The organism is Macrococcus epidermidis (assembly GCF_024205965.1).
Taxonomy (GTDB): Bacteria; Bacillota; Bacilli; order Staphylococcales; family Staphylococcaceae; genus Macrococcoides; species Macrococcoides epidermidis.
On the sequence record NZ_CP073819.1, the window covers coordinates 1,193,143 to 1,209,672 of the forward strand.

The window sequence follows — 16,530 nt, forward strand, 5'->3', positions numbered from 1 at the left end:
GGAAAATAAGATGAAAAAAAGTTTATTAGTAGGTATGAGTTGTGCAGTATTATTAGCTGGTTGTGGTAGCGAAGAAAGTAAGGATACTAATCAATCAACAAGTAAGACAAATAGTAACAAAACTGAAAAAGTTACGATGATGTTAGACTGGACACCAAATACGAACCATACGGGTATTTATGTGGCAAAAGAAAAAGGCTTCTTTAAGAAACATGGTCTGGATGTTGACATTAAAACACCTGGTGATGTTACTGCTGATCAGATGATAGCTGCAAATAAGAAAGATGTTCAATTTGGTATTAGTGCGCAGGAGCAGGTGACGCAATCTCGTTCTGAAGGTGTACCTATTAAATCAATCGGTGCAATCATTCAGCATAACACAAGTGGTTTCATGAGCTTAAAAGATAAAAATATTAAATCTCCAAAAGATTATGAAGGTAAAACGTACGGTGGCTGGGGTGCACCAATTGAGAAGGCATTTATTGAAACATTGATGAAAAAAGAAAATGCTGATATCAATAAAACAAAGATTGTCAATATGGGGAATACTGACTTCTTCTCAGCTTCTAAGAAAAATATTGATTTCTCATGGGTATATTATGGGTGGACCGGTATTGAAGCAGAAACAAGAAATATTGACGTAAACATGCAATACTTAACGGATTACGATAAAAATCTAGATTATTATACACCTATCATTATTGCCAATGAAAAATATTTAAAATCAAATCCGGATACAGCTAAAGCGTTTATGGCAGCCGTAAAAGAAGGATATGAATATGCGATTAAACACGAAAAAGAAAGTGCAGATATTTTAATTAAATCAGCACCAGAATTAAAGAAACAAAAAGATTTAGTCTATAAATCTCAAAGCTATTTATCACCGAAATATCAAGATGATGCAAAATCTTGGGGTATTCAGGATGAGAAAGTATGGGCCAATTATGCGAAGTATTTAAAAGATAATAAAATTATTAAAAATGATTTTGTAGCAAAAGATGCATTTACAAATGAGTTTGTGGAGGGTAAATAATGGCGAATACAATAATGAGCATTCAAATTATTCCAAAAACTCCCGAAGGTCAGGATGTAATACCATATGTCGATGCTGCAATTGAAGTGATTGAGCAATCAGGTCTTAAATTTGTCGTATCACCACTTGAGACAAGTATTGAAGGAGATCTTCATGAACTGTTGCCATTAATTGAACAAATGAACCATCGTATGCGTACATTAGGTTGTCTTTCTATCATTTCTCAAGTGAAATTTTTTCATGCCGAGACTGTATCTATGGATGCATTGGTAGAGAAATATAGATGATTAAGGCTATAAAGTTTTCAATATTTATCATTTGTTTATTAGTGATATGGGAAGCACTCGTTAAGATATTAAAAGTGGATCCCTATACATTACCAGCACCAAGTGCTATAGCGCAGTCATTTGTAATAGACTTTCCGGAATACTTTCCACATCTGTTACCGACGATACAACTTGTATTATTAGGTTTATTTTGTTCAATTATTTGTGGTGTTCTATTTGCGGTCATACTTAACTTAATACCAGTATTAAATGATTATATATATCCATTACTCATTATGAGTCAGAATATCCCTGTTATTGTTATTGCACCGTTACTTGTTATATGGTTTGGATTTGGTCTACTACCGAAACTCATTGTGATTACTTTAATCTGTTTCTTTCCCATAACAGTGAGTTTGCTGGAAGGGTTTCACGAGACAGATAAAGATTTAAAGAAATATATGCAGATGATGGGTGCTTCACGCATGGAACTATTTACAAAATTAGAATGGCCAAACAGTATGCCGTTTTTCTTTAATGGTTTGAAGATTGCTGGCACATATTCAGTAATGGGCGCGATTATTTCTGAATGGCTAGGAAGTGACAAAGGTTTAGGTAAATTTATGATACTTGCACAACGTGCATTTCAAGTCGATCAGGTTTTCGTTGCGATTGTCTGGATCATTATATTCGCATTAATAATATATATAGTAATAGAAGCGATAAAACGTTTCGTATTGAGGTGGAATCATGAATAACTTAATAACAATACAAAATGTTTCACATCAATATGGAGACAAACAAGTATTAACTGATATCAATCTTACAGTACAGCAGAATGAAATTATTGCAATTCTGGGGCCGAGTGGATCTGGAAAGTCAACGCTTATTAATATTATAGGTGGACTATTAGAACAAACATCTGGAGAAGTCTATATTAACGATAAGAAAGTGATGACTACCGGGCATGTTTCATTTATGCCTCAAACGAGTTCTTTAATGCCATGGCGTACTGTAGAAGATAATATAAAGCTTGCTACTGAAATTGGAAAAGAAAATAACCAAGATCAAAGTTTATCATTATTAGAGCGTGCGGGTTTTACTGGTATTAAAGATCAATATCCAGCCAGTTTATCTGGAGGTATGAAACAGCGCGTGTCTTTCTTACGTGCATTAAATACAAACCATCAAGTATTGTTACTCGATGAACCATTTTCTGCATTAGATGAAATTACACGTGTGGATATGCAGCAGTGGCTAAAGGGATTGATTAAAGAAACAGGTAAGACTGTACTTATGATCACGCATAGCATTGAAGAAGCGATTTCAATGTCTGACCGTATTATCGTACTCAATGGTAAACCAGCAACGATAACTCAAATTTATGAAACTCAAGCAATTCAGAATGAATCGGAAAAACAAACGTTGAAATTAAAATTGTTCGATCAATTAAGATAAGTAGGCAGCAAAGCAAAAAGGAGAGACAATTGTCTCTCCTTTTTGTAATTCACAAAATTTACTTAATTACTTAAATATTTATTTACTAATATGATATTGTTCTGCGTTTGAACCGAGATCTGCAATGGTAAAGAATTCACGTTGATTTGCGTTTAATACATGCAGTTTAATTGCATCGTTTCTTATATATTGTTTAGTTAAATCAGGATGTGTCTGTGTATTAAAACTAAAAGTAATAGTACCATCAGTATTAATCTTACCATTATTATTGGTAGGTGTGATAAATGGCTGATCATTTGTATTCGTACCGATAACCGTATAAAGTGATTTCGGAAGTTCTAACCTATAGCTTAAAGATGGTTTCTCTTTTGATAGATACTTTGCCAGCTGTTCTGTAAATCGATACTTTACGATAAACTGAGTTTCATCTCCAGCTTGCTTTTGTGAAAGTGAGCGCACTTTGAAATTTAAAGGAAAATCTTTCATGCTTTTAACGGGTGGTAAAGATTTATTTTCTTGTTTCTGTGTAGTATTAACAGTTTTGTTTTCTTCTTTTTGATTATTATCGCATGCAGCGAGTATAATGATTAAACTGCATAAAAATAAAAGTAATTGCTTCATTCACTTAACTCCTTATTTGTTTCGTAGGTTCTTAATAACGCTTATAACTGCAGGTAGGATTGAAACTAAGATAATAAGAATAAGAACTATTTCAAAATTATTCTTTACGACTGGAATATTACCGAAGAAGTACCCTCCCGCAAGACAAATTCCAACCCATGCAACAGCACCGATGATGTTATACAGAATAAAGTAGCTGTATTTCATAGAACTTGCTCCGGCTACGAATGGGATAAAAGTTCTGATAAATGGCATAAACCTTGCAATAACGATCGTCTTTCCGCCATACGTATTAAAGAAATTTTCAGCCTTTAACATATGGTCCTGTTTAATTAATCTACCAATTTTAGGGTGATTTACAATTCCGTATCCAACCCATTTACCGATATGATAGTTTAAAGTATCACCAATAATCGCGGCGAGTGTGAGTAAGATAAATAACAGCCAGATATTTAGTGCGCCTTGTGGTGCTAATGCTCCTGCTGCAAATAACATAGAATCACCTGGCAAGAATGGCATGATGACTAAACCTGTTTCTACGAATACGATACCAAATAATATTGCATATGTAAGTGTGCCGTATTCTTTTACGATATTAACGAGATGTTCGTCGATATGTAATATAAAATCCATTAATTGAGTAAGTATTGACATTTAATTAGCTCCAATTCATTTGTTTTTTCTAATCTATTATACGCTAGTATATCTGACTTGCAAAAGAGTAAGTATATTTATTTTTAATTAATTTATTTAATGGCATAATATGAATAAGAAAGAGGGTGGGAATATGATATTAAAGTTTACGAAGCCATATTCAGGTTATATCATCTTTGCTTTAATCCTGATGTTACTGGAACTAGCTGTTGAGTTAAGTTTGCCTGTCATCTTATCCCAGATTATCAATGAAGGGATATTAAAGAATGATTTGAATCAAACGTTCTTTTATTTAGGTCTTTTACTTGTAATGAGTATTGCAGCATTTATTTGTGGTATCATTAATTCATTTGTGGCAAGTCATGTCTGTCATGGGTTTTCATTTGACTTAAGAGAAGCTTTGTTTCAGCATATTCAAAAGTTTTCTTTAGCAACACTTGAGCAATTTAGTACTTCGAGTATTATAACTCGTCTTACAAGTGATGTGATTGCATGTGAAATGGTGCTATTCATGAGTTTAAGAATTATGTTACGCGCACCATTACTCGTTATCGGTAGCATTATTATGAGTTTTATGGTTGCCCCTCATTTAGCAATTTACTTACTTATAGGAAGTCCGATTATCTTTATCTTTTTATACATATCAGCAAGAAGTGGCATGAAACTCTTTAAACGTGTTCAAAAAGAGCTGGATGGTGTCAATCGTACCATTCAACAGAATTTATCTTCAGTAAGAATGATCCGTGCAAATTTAAGTGGAGCATACGAAACTTCAAAATTTGAAAACACTTCAACATTACTAAAGAATGACACTGTTAAAGCACTTAAATTGATGGAACGCATTTTACCGTTCTTATTAATAGTTATGAATATTGCACTTTTAATAGTGATTTATATGGGTGCAAAAGACGTTACGCAAAATGCGTTAAATGTTGGAACACTTGTCGCTGTAATCAATTATGCATTGCGTATGCAAGGCGGATTTTCAATGTTTGCTTTTATTATCATTGCCTTCTCACGTGCAAAAGCAAGTAGTGATCGTATGACTGAAGTCCTTGAAACTCCTGTTGATGAAGATCTTTTAGAAACTAATATTCAGCCTCATGCTGGTGGCGCAAGTGTAGAGTTTATAGATGTAGACTTTAAATATCCTTTATCACATCGAAATGTACTGGAGAATATCAATTTTAAAGTGAATGCCGGAGAAAAGTTTGTCGTTATGGGGGCGACAGGGTCAGGAAAATCTGCGATGTTAAGTTTAATCCCTAGAATGTATGAACCAACAAAAGGTCAGATACGCATTGATGGAAAAGATATAAAAGAATATCAGGAAAGCTATTTAAGAGAAATGATTGGCTATGTTCCTCAGAAGAATACACTGTTTACAGGTACAGTATTCGACAATATTATATTTGGCAATCAACTGGCGAGCGAAAGTGAAGTGATGAGAGCAACTGAAATTGCACAAATTCACGATAATATTATGGATTTTGATCAGCAGTATAAAACACGTGTTGGCCAGGAAGGTGTTAATTTATCTGGTGGCCAAAAGCAACGTATCGCAATAGCGCGTGCAATTATTCGTGAGCCGAATATTTTAATACTCGATGATTCGACTTCAGCTTTAGATATACATACAGAATCAAAACTATTTAATACTTTACAGCAACTACCGATGACTCGTATTATCGTAAGTCAAAAAATTGAAACAGCAAAAACAGCTGATCATATTTTACTGCTTGATCAAGGTAAAGTTGTTGGCTTCGGAGACCATGCAACTTTACTGAAGACATCGGAGCTGTATCAACAAATCAATGATTCTCAGGAAAGAGGTGAGGTAGGTGCCTAAATCAATTCTGGGACATGAATTTATATTAACGAAAGAAGATTTAAGGAAGAAAAAACAAAAAACTGATCAACGAGGGAACACAATACCGAATGCGAAGAACTGGCAATATTCAATGAAGAGAATATGGCAGTTGATGGATGATGCACATTTTAAACTATTTGTCGTAATTATGTGTGTGATTATTTCCTCCTTATTAGGATTGCTTGGGCCATATATGATTGGTAAGATTATTGATCATAAAATCATTCCAAAAAAGTTTGATGGTCTGACACAGGATTTGTGGATTTTACTTATCATATTTATATTATTATCTGTAACATCATATATTGCAGCAATTATCATGGTCACAATCGCGCAGGATACTGTATATAAACTAAGAATGCAATTATTTTCACATATGCAGAAGTTACCGATACCTTTCTTCGATAAACGACAACATGGTGAACTGATGAGCCGTATGACAAATGATATTGATACAATATCACAAGTATTAAATTCATCATTTATACAGTTTACATCATCTGTTATCACAATCATTGGAACGATTATCGTGATGCTGATGTTGTCACCATTACTTACATTACTGACGATGATTATTATTCCGCTGATGTTTATTGCGATGCAGTGGATTACAAGAAGAACTGGACCACTTTATAAACGCAGACAAAAAGCAATTGGGGAAATGAATGGTTATATTGAAGAAATTATTTCAGGACAAGTTGTCGTAAAAGTATTCTCACAGGAACAAGAAGTCATAAGTGGATTTAATGAAAAAAATAGCAATGTACGTGACAATAGTTTCTGGTCTGTGACGTATTCTGGTTTCATTCCGAAAGTGATGAACTTATTTAATAATATCTCATTTGCAATAGTTGCCGGTATCGGTGGTATTTTAGCGTTAAAAGGATACGGTATAACAGTTGGAACAATCGTTATATTTGCAGAATATGCACGTCAATTTACGCGACCATTAAATGATCTAGCAAACCAGTTTAATACAGTGTTAAGTGCATTAAGTGGTGCTGAACGTGTATTTGAAATTATCGATACTGAAGAAGAAATAGACGTAGATAATGCGAATCGTAACCTTGAAATAAAAGGTGATATACTACTAGAAAATGTAGTATTCAAATATAATGAAGAACAGACGAAACCAACAATTAATAACGTATCATTTGAAGTGAAAACTGGTGAATCTTTAGCGCTTGTCGGAGCAACAGGTGCAGGAAAGACGACGATCATTCAACTGCTTGCCAGATTTTATGAAATACAAGGTGGCATTATAAAGATTGATGACATCGATATTAAAGATATACCAAAGTCAACCCTTCGTAACCAGATGGCATATGTATTACAGGATCCATTTATATTTGATGGGACGATAAGAGAAAATATTAAATATAAAAATCAGGACATTAGTGATGAAGTGATGATTCAGGCTGCTAAAGATGCCAATGCATATGACTTTATTATGAGACTTGAACATGGATTTGATACAGAAATTACTTTTGAATCAACACATCTTTCACAAGGTGAAAAGCAACTTATCAATATATCGCGTGCACTCGTATTAAATCCTAAAATACTTTTGCTCGATGAAGCAACAAGTAATATTGATACTGTAACTGAGATGAAATTACAGGAAGCGATTGAAAAACTTATGCAGGGTAGAACGAGTATTATCATTGCGCATCGATTAAATACAGTGAAAAAAGCAGATAAGATAGTCGTATTAAATCAAGGAGAAGTCATAGAAGCGGGTAAACAAAGTGATTTAATCGCATCACGTGGTGTGTACTATGACATGCTAAATTCAGATGATGACCTTGAACTACTGGAATAAAATGTGAAATTTAGAACCGATAAACAATGGTTTATCGGTTCTTTTTCTATATAAAAATAGTTTGTAATAAACATAATATACCTAATAAAAACAATAAAAATAATTTATATTTGCGCACTAAATCACTTTACAAAATCGTATATACTGTGTATATTGTATATATACAGTATAACGTTAAAGAAGGTGACATATTGAACATTCATTTTGATCCAAAATGTGATTTACCAATTTATGAACAATTAAAATCTGAAATTATTCGGCTGATTATGTCAAAGGAATTAAAAGAAGGAGAATCTTTAATGTCGATGCGTGCACTTGCAAAGATGCTGGGCATTAGTGTTATTACGACGAAGAGAGCGTATAAAGATTTAGAAGATTTAGGATATCTATATACAATACCTGGTAAAGGAACATTTGTCTCAGAAGGAAATATCGCAATGATCGAAGAACAATCCAATAAAGAATTAGAAAAAATGATCATTAGTACAATACAACTTGCAAAACAACTAAACTTCGATAAAACAGATTTTATAGATTTGTCAAAAGACTTATGGGAGGAATAAACATGACAAAGCATGTAATCGAAATTTCTAATTTAAAGTTTAAACAAAATAAATTTGTACTAGATATACCAAGTCTTCATATACCAATGGGCTACATTACAGGACTTATCGGTGAAAACGGTGCAGGGAAAACGACGCTTATCTATCAACTATTAAATCTTACTACACCAGATAGTGGAGAAATAAAGATATTTGATCAAACTTATTATGAAGATAGAGCAGGGATACTTTCAGAAATAGGTATTGTATTCAGTGAAAACCACTTTCCTGAGTGGATGAATGCAAAGAAACTGGAAACGATTATGAAGATGTATTTTGAGCATTGGGACAGCAGTGCATACTATAACTATTTAGACCGCTTCGAAGTACCTGTTAAAACTAAGATTAAACATTTATCACAAGGGATGAAGGTGAAACTCAGTTTAGCAACTGCACTCAGTCATCAAGCTAAGTTGCTTATCTTAGATGAACCAACATCAAATCTTGATCCGACGTTTAGAGTGGAATTATTAAAGATATTTCAGGATTTGATGCTCGATGAAGAAATGACGATATTATTTTCGACGCATATCACGTCTGACCTTGAATCAATTGCAGATTATATTGCATATATTGAAAAAGGAAAACTACTAATGATGGATGAAAAAGATGTGATATTAGATGATTATAAAATTGTAAGAGGACCAGCATATATATTAGATGATGAGATCAATGGATTATTGATCGGAACAGAATATTTTGAAGATAGCTTTACAGCATTAACAAAAGAAGCTCAGGCAATGGAAGAATTATTTGGTAATGAAGTATCAATTCGAAAAGCAAATATCGATGAGTTGATGTACTTTAAGAAAAGGGAGCGTGTGCATCATAATCAATCAGTTGAAGTTGTTAATAGTGTTCAATAGATACAAATGGGTGTATGCAGGATTATTTATAGCTACGATTGCATTCGATATATTTCTTTTTGTAATAAGAAATGATGAAGTCTCTGCATTTTCACCTTATAATATGACTTTTTATATTATGTTAATGTTTGCATTAAGTGTATTTAGATATAGTATTAATAGTACACGATCTAGAGAAATATACTACCTTCAAAACATTGAAAAAAAGAAATTAATAATCAACGAATGGAGACTCATTTTAATTTTTAATTTAATTAGTTTTTTGTTTTGGTCATTAGAATTAATACTTTCTAAAATGACGATTTCAATGTTGCCTTTATTGTACGTATACAGTATTTCAATTGTATTAAATGCATTAATCATTTTTTGCTACTACATGAATAATAAATATTATCACAAAGTGATTAAAGCAATATTTCCTTTATTATATATAGGAATTATTTTCATCTTTACGAATTTACAATTCGATTATGTAAAAAATAATGATATTGTTAAACAACCGTTATTTAGTATTTTACCTTTTATTACGTTAATTCTATCCTATATTATAGGTAAATTATTTATTCAAAACACGATTAAAAAGTCACATTCAAAACATCTATTATGGAGTGATTAATATGAAAAAGACTTTAGTAACAGATATTAAATTGTTAAGATATTTACCTTTAATTATTATTAGTTTATCTGCATTAACTATAATGCTGAAGATTTTTATTGGTAATGATTCTTTAACTAAGTTGGATCAAAATTATTTGACCTTTAATTTTTCTGATACATTGTTTATATTTCTTGTTGTCTGTGTATTTTACATCCTTACACAGAAATATGATAATTTGAGAAAATATAAGTTAACAGCTTGGTACGATACTTTACCGGTTTCTATAAAGGATATACATTTTTCAAATTTTATACTGGTGATTGTGCCACATATATTGTTATTCATCTTTGCCTGTTTATATTATGCGATAAATGATGATTTCTTTAAATTTCACGGTATTATGCTGATGTTTGGTATAAGTCTTATCATGAATGGCCTCATGCTATTATTCGGAATCAAAAATCCACTTTCATATGTAATACTTGCGAGTATCGGTGGAGCATTTCTAATGTTTGCATTCGGTTTCCATTACTTATTAGTAATGAATGATTTCAATATGCATCTAAATCTGAGTGATAATAAGTACTGGCACTTTTACTTATATCAAATGCCGTATATCGTAACTGCTATCGGAATTATCATTTGTATTTTGTCATTATTTAAATATAGAAAGCATTAAGACACTTCAATCAAGAAGTGTCTTTTTTAGTGATAAATATTGTCCACGTTATATTTTTATTTATTGCATGAATTTGATAAATTTAAAATGGGATATTATTACAATTAGAGACTATTATGACAACTGTTGATATTTCTACAATTACTAAAAATCGCTATAACAGACTTATCAATTTAATGGAATCGGAAATTATGAATACGAATTATTATTACTTGGGTTCAAAGGAGGATATTGATCCATTTCTACTAAAAGGTATTCATTCATATATAAAATTTAATCTATATCAGGCGATGTATGAACAGATAACAAGGATGAAAGATGAACAATCGCTTACGTCTCAAGATGCAATGAATTATTGATATGACAGCTTATATCCATGAATATCCATATGGCATTTCAATGGCGATGATGAATGGAATGTATTTTGAAGGTTTAGATTATGACACTGAACGAAATTTAAAGCGTATGTATTACGATAATCCAGGTTCAAACACATTAAAGAGAGTCAATGAGATAACAGATCAATTTATGGAACAATATGCGATACAATAAAAAAAAAGCGCTTCGGCGCTTTTTTAACTGAAGAAAAGATCGATAATATTTGCTGTACTGTTACCCTTATCTTTATAGAACTCTGTATAACCACAATTGTTACATGAGATTGCAACAAAGTTATTATGTTCAATGTCAAATATTTTTGATAAACCAGAACCTGCCATCGAAACATTCTTAACTGTAGTTTCTTTCGTTCCGCATTTTACGCACCCATCAGCTCTTTCCAAACTACTCACTCCTTTAAATAATGATACTTCTTATTATATGCTATATATTTCCATTTTGAAAATGATAACTGTAAAGTAAAAATACTTTGAAAAAGAGACTTTAAAAAGTTATACTATATGAATGATTAAGTTGAAAATGGGGTTATTATGAAATGAATGAAGAAAGCAGATTAGATGCTTCTCAAGTGCGTGGTAAGACCGCACCAGAGAAAGATTACAGTAAATATTTCGAAAAAGTTTACCAGCCGCCAAGTTTGAAAGATGCAAAAAAACGTGGTAAAGAAACTGTCGAGCATCATGCATTTACAATTGATGATAAATATAAAGGATTAGGGCGTGGTCGTAAATTCTTTATCCGTACCTATGGTTGTCAGATGAACGAGCATGATACAGAAGTAATGGCAGGAATATTTGAAGCGTTAGAATATACAGCTACAAACGATGTGAATGAAGCAGATGTTATTTTATTAAACACGTGTGCAATTCGTGAAAATGCCGAGAACAAAGTATTTGGTGAAATAGGTAATTTAAAACATATTAAACTTGCCAAGCCAGAAGTATTAATTGGTGTCTGTGGATGTATGTCTCAGGAAGAATCAGTTGTCAATAAAATAATGAAATCATATCAAAATGTTGATATGATTTTTGGTACGCATAATATTCACCGCTTACCAGCCATTTTAGATGAAGCATACATGTCTAAAGCGATGGTCGTTGAAGTATGGTCTAAAGAAGGGGATGTAATTGAGAACCTTCCTAAGGTCCGTATGGGTGAAACGAAAGCATGGGTTAATATTATGTACGGTTGTGATAAATTCTGTACGTACTGTATCGTACCATTTACACGAGGTAAAGAGCGTAGCCGTCTTCCAGAAGAGATTATTGCTGAAGTAAGAGATTTAGCACGTCGTGGTTATAAAGAGATTTGTTTACTTGGACAGAATGTTAATGCTTATGGAAAAGATATTGAAGGATTAAATTACGGATTAGGTGATTTAATGGCTGATATTCAGAAGATTGATATTCCACGTGTAAGGTTTATGACGAGTCATCCGTGGGACTTTGATGATCGTTTAATTGAAGTATTAGCACAAGGTGGCAATATCGTCCCACATATCCATTTACCAGTTCAAAGCGGTAATAATGAAGTGTTGAAAATTATGGGTCGAAAATATACACGCGAAAGTTATTTAGCGTTAGTTGATAAAATTAAAACTGCTATTCCTGATGTTGCATTAACAACTGATATTATTGTCGGTTATCCGAATGAGACTGAAGAACAGTTTTTAGATACGATAGACTTATATGAACGCGTTGGATTTGAACACGCATATACTTATCTATATTCACCACGTGAAGGTACGCCAGCTGCAAAAATGAAAGATAACGTATCAACTGAAGATAAGAAAGATCGTTTAAGACGCTTAAATAAAGTTGTTGAACACCATACAGAAAGTGCATTAAAGCAATATCAGGATCAGGAAGTTGTTGTCTTATGTGAAGGACCTTCAAAGAAGAATGAAGCTATTCTTGCTGGTTACACGGATAAAAGTAAGTTAGTGAACTTCCCTGGACCAAGCGAAGCGATCGGTAAATTAGTTAAAGTAAGAATTACTGAAACGATGCGATATTCATTAAACGGAGAATTAGTAGAAATATTAGAACCAGTTGAGGTGGAAAATTAATGTATACAAATGATGAGATATTAGCAAAAGCAAAAGAATTAGGTAAGATGATGGCAGAAACAGAAGCGGTAGATTTCTTTAAACGTGCTGAAGCACAAATTCATGAAAATCAAAATGTTCGTGAAAAAATGGCATCATTAAAATCTTTACAAAAACAAGCGGTTAACTTCCAGAATTATGGTAAAGAAAAAGCATTAGGTATGGTAGAAGAGAAGATTGCGAATGTTGAAGCTGAACTTGATGAAATGCCGATTGTGGATCAATTTAAAGAGGCACAAGGTGAAGTCAATGCATTACTTCAAATGGTATCTCATGCAATTAGTCAAACTGTAACGGATGAAATCATTGTTTCAACGGGTGGCGATTTATTATCTGGTGAAACGGGTGCAGCTGCAGCGAATAGCACACCAGGTAAATGTAGTTAATTTTATAAAATGTAAATAATGTCGGTTCTTTTGAATCGGCATTATTTTATTAAATAGGAGGATATATGAGAAACGATACTAAAAAATTAACATTAACGAGTATTTTTATTGCGATGAATGTTGTTTTAAGTCAAATGATCTATATTCCAGTCGGACCGATAAAAGCTTTTCCAATGCAACATTTTATCAATGTATTATGTGCAGTATTTGTTGGACCGTGGTACGGTTTAGCACAAGCATTTATTAGTTCAGCCCTTAGAAATTTTTTTGGTACAGGTTCATTATTTGCTTTTCCAGGTAGTATGATCGGTGTGTTACTCGCATCATTATTGTATCGCAAATTCAAGAGAATTGAAGTCGCATCAATAGGAGAATGGATTGGTACAGGTTTAATTGGTAGTGTTTGTACAATACCATTAATGTGGATGATGCAAATTGATATGAAAGGATTTATGCCGATATTTTATGCTTTCTTATTGAGTAGCTTAATCGGCAGTATTATTGCGTATATACTATTAGTATTATTAAATAAAAGAAATTTATTAACTAAAAGGAATGGTTAAAGATGTCCAAACCCACACCAATGATGGCGCAATATTTACAGATGAAAGAACTATATAAAGATACGATTCTGTTCTTTCGACTTGGTGATTTCTATGAGATGTTCTATGACGATGCGATACTCGCAGCGAAAGAACTGGAAATTACGTTAACGCGTCGAGATAAGAAAAATGCAATTCCGATGTGCGGTGTACCGCATCATTCAGCGAAAAATTATATTGAACGATTGATTGAAAAAGGTTATAAAGTAGCCATTGCTGAACAAATGGAAGATCCTAAACTGACTAAAGGGATGGTCAAGCGTGAAGTCGTTCAGATTATCACACCTGGAACAGTGATGGATGATATGATCAGTGAGAATGAAAGTAATTATCTAGCTTGTCTTTATAAAATTGAACATGATTATATTATCGCTTATAGTGATGTTTCAACAGGTGAATTGAAAGTTACACAGTGCGATGAAACAACGATGATGAATGAATTAAGTAGTATTTCACCGAAAGAGATTATAGTAAATTTTGAATTGCCACAAATAATGGATCAGCAAATTCGTCTGATGACAAATGTTGTATCTTTCTATGAGTCGCATGACACTTTTAATCTGGTCGATGAACTTGATGCTGAATTACAACCAGCAGTTAATTTGCTACTAAGCTATATTAAAGATACGCAGATGAAAGCATTAAACCATATCGATAAACCAATTGCATATGAAGCGCTGGGTCATATGAGGCTGGATATGTATGCAAAGCGCAACCTAGAACTTACAGAAAGTATCCGTTTAAAAACAAAAAAAGGTACGCTTCTATCCATATATAATCAATGCAGGACACCGATGGGGAATCGCAGATTAAAGGACTGGATTGAACGACCATTAGTAAATAAGGAACAAATTGAAGCGCGATTATCAGTTGTTCGTTTATTTAATGATGAATTTATACTAAGACATAATTTACGGGAAGCATTAACGCACGTCTATGATATTGAACGCTTAGCGGGAAGAGTCCAGTTTGGTAATGTTAATGCGAAAGATTTGATACAGTTAAAATATTCATTAGAACAATTGCCTAGAATTAATGAATTACTGCAACCTTTTCAACATATTATTAGCGGACTTGACGGGATACAAAGTTTAGCACCGTTATATCAGATGCTGGAAGATAGTATCGTCGATGAACCACCAGTTACGATAAAAGAGGGTGGTATTTTTAAAGATGGCTATAATGTTACACTTGATGAATACCGTGATGCCCAGAAAAATGGTAAAGCATGGCTTGCGGAACTACAGGCAAAAGAACGTGAACGTACTGGTGTTAAATCACTTAAAATAAGCTATAACAAAGTATTTGGATATTATATCGAAATTTCAAAAGCGAATCTCGTCAATATTGATATTGCTAATTTCGGATATGATCGTAAGCAAACATTAAGTAATGCAGAGCGTTTTATTACTGAGGAACTGAAAGAAAAAGAAGCATTGATTTTGGGCGCTGAAGAAAAGGCGATAGATTTGGAATACGAAGCATTTATCGAATTACGCGAACAGGTGAAAACTTATATTCCTAATTTAAAACGCCAGGCAAAACGCATTGCTGAACTTGACTGCCTGCAAAATTTTAGTGAAGTCGCAACGAATAATAATTATACAGAACCAGTAATTTCAAGCCGTCGTGTGCTCGATATTAAAGATGCAAGACACCCTGTAGTAGAGCAGGTGATGGAACGTGATCAATATGTACCAAATGATTGTTTGTTAGATGATAATGGTTTTATTTACTTAATCACAGGACCAAATATGAGTGGTAAATCGACATACATGCGCCAAGTAGCATTGATTAGTATTATGGCGCAGATGGGGTCGTTTGTACCAGCTAGTCGTGCAGAATTACCGATATTCGATCAAATCTTTACACGTATCGGAGCTGCAGATGATTTAGTCAGTGGTCAAAGTACATTTATGGTGGAAATGTTAGAGGCGAAAAATGCTTTAGTAAATGCGACTGAAAATAGTTTGATTATCTTTGATGAAATTGGACGTGGAACGTCTACATATGACGGGTTATCACTTGCGCAATCCATGATAGAATATGTTCATAATCATATCGGTGCGAAAACGCTTTTTTCAACGCATTATCATGAATTAGTAGGTTTAGATGATTCGCTTGATGGATTAAACAATATACATGTTGCAGCAAAAGAATATAATGGCGAACTCATCTTTCTGCATAAAATTATGCCAGGAGCTGTAGAAAACAGTTATGGTATACATGTTGCAAAACTAGCAAATTTACCTGAAGAAATTATTAATCGCGCAGGACATTTGTTAGAAACATTTGAAAACTATAGTATTAAAGATTTAAATTTTGTAAAGAGAAATGACGAAAAAGAAGAACGTTATGAAATTATAGCGCAAAATATAGATGATGGTAATAAAAATGAGATTATAAAAGAGCAAGAGCATGTGTTACAGCCATCGTTTGATCTTTTCGGAGAAAGTGAAAATAATGAAATTATTACTGAACTAAAAAATTTAACGATAGAATCTATGACACCAATTGAAGCATTACTCAAGTTACAACAATTGAAGTCTCAAATAAAGTAGGTGAAT

The 16,530-nt window shown here is 33.0% G+C and carries 18 protein-coding genes; 15 read left to right on the forward strand and 3 right to left on the reverse strand.

Annotated features, from left to right (window positions below; all coding sequences use genetic code 11):
- The first annotated feature begins 10 nt into the window (after positions 1-10).
- Genes KFV12_RS06235 through KFV12_RS06250 form a run of 4 tightly spaced genes read left to right on the forward strand, consistent with a single transcriptional unit; the run spans position 11 to position 2,757 of the window.
- Complete coding sequence (locus tag KFV12_RS06235; RefSeq protein WP_254257575.1) at positions 11-1,033, forward strand: ABC transporter substrate-binding protein; 1,023 nt, start codon at positions 11-13, stop codon at positions 1,031-1,033.
- Positions 1,033-1,320: a thiamine-binding protein gene (locus KFV12_RS06240; RefSeq protein ID WP_254257576.1), complete on the forward strand. Its 288-nt coding sequence runs from the start codon at positions 1,033-1,035 to the stop codon at positions 1,318-1,320. Before KFV12_RS06235 ends, KFV12_RS06240 begins: the two co-directional genes overlap by 1 nt.
- Entirely contained in the window at positions 1,317-2,057 is a 741-nt protein-coding gene (locus tag KFV12_RS06245) for an ABC transporter permease (RefSeq protein WP_239242678.1), read from the forward strand. Before KFV12_RS06240 ends, KFV12_RS06245 begins: the two co-directional genes overlap by 4 nt.
- On the forward strand, positions 2,050-2,757 hold the full coding sequence (locus KFV12_RS06250; RefSeq protein WP_111714716.1) for an ABC transporter ATP-binding protein: 708 nt from the start codon (positions 2,050-2,052) through the stop codon (positions 2,755-2,757). Before KFV12_RS06245 ends, KFV12_RS06250 begins: the two co-directional genes overlap by 8 nt.
- Before the next feature lie 78 nt (positions 2,758-2,835).
- Here the strand turns inward: KFV12_RS06250 and KFV12_RS06255 are convergent, their stop codons facing one another.
- Positions 2,836-3,378 (reverse strand): hypothetical protein, encoded by a 543-nt coding sequence (locus KFV12_RS06255; RefSeq protein ID WP_239242680.1) that lies wholly within the window; start codon positions 3,376-3,378, stop codon positions 2,836-2,838.
- Between the two features lie 12 nt (positions 3,379-3,390).
- Positions 3,391-4,032, reverse strand: coding sequence for a VTT domain-containing protein (locus KFV12_RS06260; protein WP_254257577.1), 642 nt, complete (start codon positions 4,030-4,032; stop codon positions 3,391-3,393).
- 133 nt (positions 4,033-4,165) lie between these two features.
- Here KFV12_RS06260 and KFV12_RS06265 point away from each other — a divergent pair, with 133 nt between their 5' ends.
- The 7 genes from KFV12_RS06265 to KFV12_RS06295 all read left to right on the forward strand — a co-directional run bounded on the left by KFV12_RS06265 (position 4,166) and on the right by KFV12_RS06295 (position 11,021).
- On the forward strand, positions 4,166-5,881 hold the full coding sequence (locus KFV12_RS06265; RefSeq protein ID WP_254257578.1) for an ABC transporter ATP-binding protein: 1,716 nt from the start codon (positions 4,166-4,168) through the stop codon (positions 5,879-5,881).
- Positions 5,874-7,724: an ABC transporter ATP-binding protein gene (locus KFV12_RS06270; protein WP_254257579.1), complete on the forward strand. Its 1,851-nt coding sequence runs from the start codon at positions 5,874-5,876 to the stop codon at positions 7,722-7,724. Before KFV12_RS06265 ends, KFV12_RS06270 begins: the two co-directional genes overlap by 8 nt.
- A 191-nt stretch (positions 7,725-7,915) precedes the next feature.
- Positions 7,916-8,287, forward strand: a complete 372-nt coding sequence (locus KFV12_RS06275; RefSeq protein WP_254257580.1) for a GntR family transcriptional regulator — start codon at positions 7,916-7,918, stop codon at positions 8,285-8,287.
- A gap of 2 nt (positions 8,288-8,289) precedes the next feature.
- Entirely contained in the window at positions 8,290-9,192 is a 903-nt protein-coding gene (locus KFV12_RS06280) for an ABC transporter ATP-binding protein (RefSeq protein WP_254257581.1), read from the forward strand.
- Between the two features lie 617 nt (positions 9,193-9,809).
- Positions 9,810-10,469 carry a hypothetical protein gene (locus KFV12_RS06285; protein WP_239242685.1) on the forward strand — a complete coding sequence of 220 codons (660 nt, stop codon included), beginning with the start codon at positions 9,810-9,812 and terminating at the stop codon, positions 10,467-10,469.
- A gap of 116 nt (positions 10,470-10,585) precedes the next feature.
- On the forward strand, positions 10,586-10,828 hold the full coding sequence (locus KFV12_RS06290) for a hypothetical protein (protein ID WP_254257582.1): 243 nt from the start codon (positions 10,586-10,588) through the stop codon (positions 10,826-10,828).
- 1 nt (position 10,829) lies between these two features.
- On the forward strand, positions 10,830-11,021 hold the full coding sequence (locus tag KFV12_RS06295; protein WP_254257583.1) for a hypothetical protein: 192 nt from the start codon (positions 10,830-10,832) through the stop codon (positions 11,019-11,021).
- A gap of 23 nt (positions 11,022-11,044) precedes the next feature.
- On the opposite strand, the gene KFV12_RS06300 is transcribed toward KFV12_RS06295, so the two are convergent.
- A complete protein-coding gene (locus KFV12_RS06300) occupies positions 11,045-11,251 on the reverse strand; it encodes a zinc ribbon domain-containing protein (protein ID WP_111714732.1) in 207 nt (68 codons plus the stop codon).
- Positions 11,252-11,403: 152 nt separating this feature from the next.
- Between KFV12_RS06300 and miaB the strand changes: the two genes are divergently transcribed.
- The 4 genes from miaB to mutS all read left to right on the forward strand — a co-directional run bounded on the left by miaB (position 11,404) and on the right by mutS (position 16,524).
- On the forward strand, positions 11,404-12,936 hold the full coding sequence (miaB, locus tag KFV12_RS06305) for a tRNA (N6-isopentenyl adenosine(37)-C2)-methylthiotransferase MiaB (RefSeq protein WP_111714734.1): 1,533 nt from the start codon (positions 11,404-11,406) through the stop codon (positions 12,934-12,936).
- Positions 12,936-13,361, forward strand: a complete 426-nt coding sequence (locus tag KFV12_RS06310; protein ID WP_099577800.1) for a YlbF/YmcA family competence regulator — start codon at positions 12,936-12,938, stop codon at positions 13,359-13,361. The genes miaB and KFV12_RS06310 overlap by 1 nt, the downstream gene beginning before the upstream one ends.
- 65 nt (positions 13,362-13,426) lie before the next feature.
- Positions 13,427-13,924, forward strand: a complete 498-nt coding sequence (gene thiW, locus KFV12_RS06315) for an energy coupling factor transporter S component ThiW (RefSeq protein WP_111714735.1) — start codon at positions 13,427-13,429, stop codon at positions 13,922-13,924.
- 2 nt (positions 13,925-13,926) lie between these two features.
- A complete protein-coding gene (mutS, locus tag KFV12_RS06320) occupies positions 13,927-16,524 on the forward strand; it encodes a DNA mismatch repair protein MutS (protein ID WP_254257584.1) in 2,598 nt (865 codons plus the stop codon).
- The last annotated feature ends 6 nt before the right edge of the window (positions 16,525-16,530 follow it).

Bases quoted from the DNA above. Each gene is read 5' to 3' on its own strand.
- KFV12_RS06235 (WP_254257575.1), top strand. From the start codon at position 11: ATGAAAAAAAGTTTATTAGTAGGTATGAGTTGTGCAGTATTATTAGCT.
- KFV12_RS06240 (WP_254257576.1), top strand. From the start codon at position 1,033: ATGGCGAATACAATAATGAGCATTCAAATTATTCCAAAAACTCCCGAA.
- KFV12_RS06245 (WP_239242678.1), top strand. From the start codon at position 1,317: ATGATTAAGGCTATAAAGTTTTCAATATTTATCATTTGTTTATTAGTG.
- KFV12_RS06250 (WP_111714716.1), top strand. From the start codon at position 2,050: ATGAATAACTTAATAACAATACAAAATGTTTCACATCAATATGGAGAC.
- KFV12_RS06255 (WP_239242680.1), bottom strand. From the start codon at position 3,378: ATGAAGCAATTACTTTTATTTTTATGCAGTTTAATCATTATACTCGCT.
- KFV12_RS06260 (WP_254257577.1), bottom strand. From the start codon at position 4,032: ATGTCAATACTTACTCAATTAATGGATTTTATATTACATATCGACGAA.
- KFV12_RS06265 (WP_254257578.1), top strand. From the start codon at position 4,166: ATGATATTAAAGTTTACGAAGCCATATTCAGGTTATATCATCTTTGCT.
- KFV12_RS06280 (WP_254257581.1), top strand. From the start codon at position 8,290: ATGACAAAGCATGTAATCGAAATTTCTAATTTAAAGTTTAAACAAAAT.
- KFV12_RS06285 (WP_239242685.1), top strand. From the start codon at position 9,810: ATGAAAAAGACTTTAGTAACAGATATTAAATTGTTAAGATATTTACCT.
- KFV12_RS06290 (WP_254257582.1), top strand. From the start codon at position 10,586: ATGACAACTGTTGATATTTCTACAATTACTAAAAATCGCTATAACAGA.
- KFV12_RS06295 (WP_254257583.1), top strand. From the start codon at position 10,830: ATGACAGCTTATATCCATGAATATCCATATGGCATTTCAATGGCGATG.
- miaB (WP_111714734.1), top strand. From the start codon at position 11,404: ATGAATGAAGAAAGCAGATTAGATGCTTCTCAAGTGCGTGGTAAGACC.
- KFV12_RS06310 (WP_099577800.1), top strand. From the start codon at position 12,936: ATGTATACAAATGATGAGATATTAGCAAAAGCAAAAGAATTAGGTAAG.
- thiW (WP_111714735.1), top strand. From the start codon at position 13,427: ATGAGAAACGATACTAAAAAATTAACATTAACGAGTATTTTTATTGCG.
- mutS (WP_254257584.1), top strand. From the start codon at position 13,927: ATGTCCAAACCCACACCAATGATGGCGCAATATTTACAGATGAAAGAA.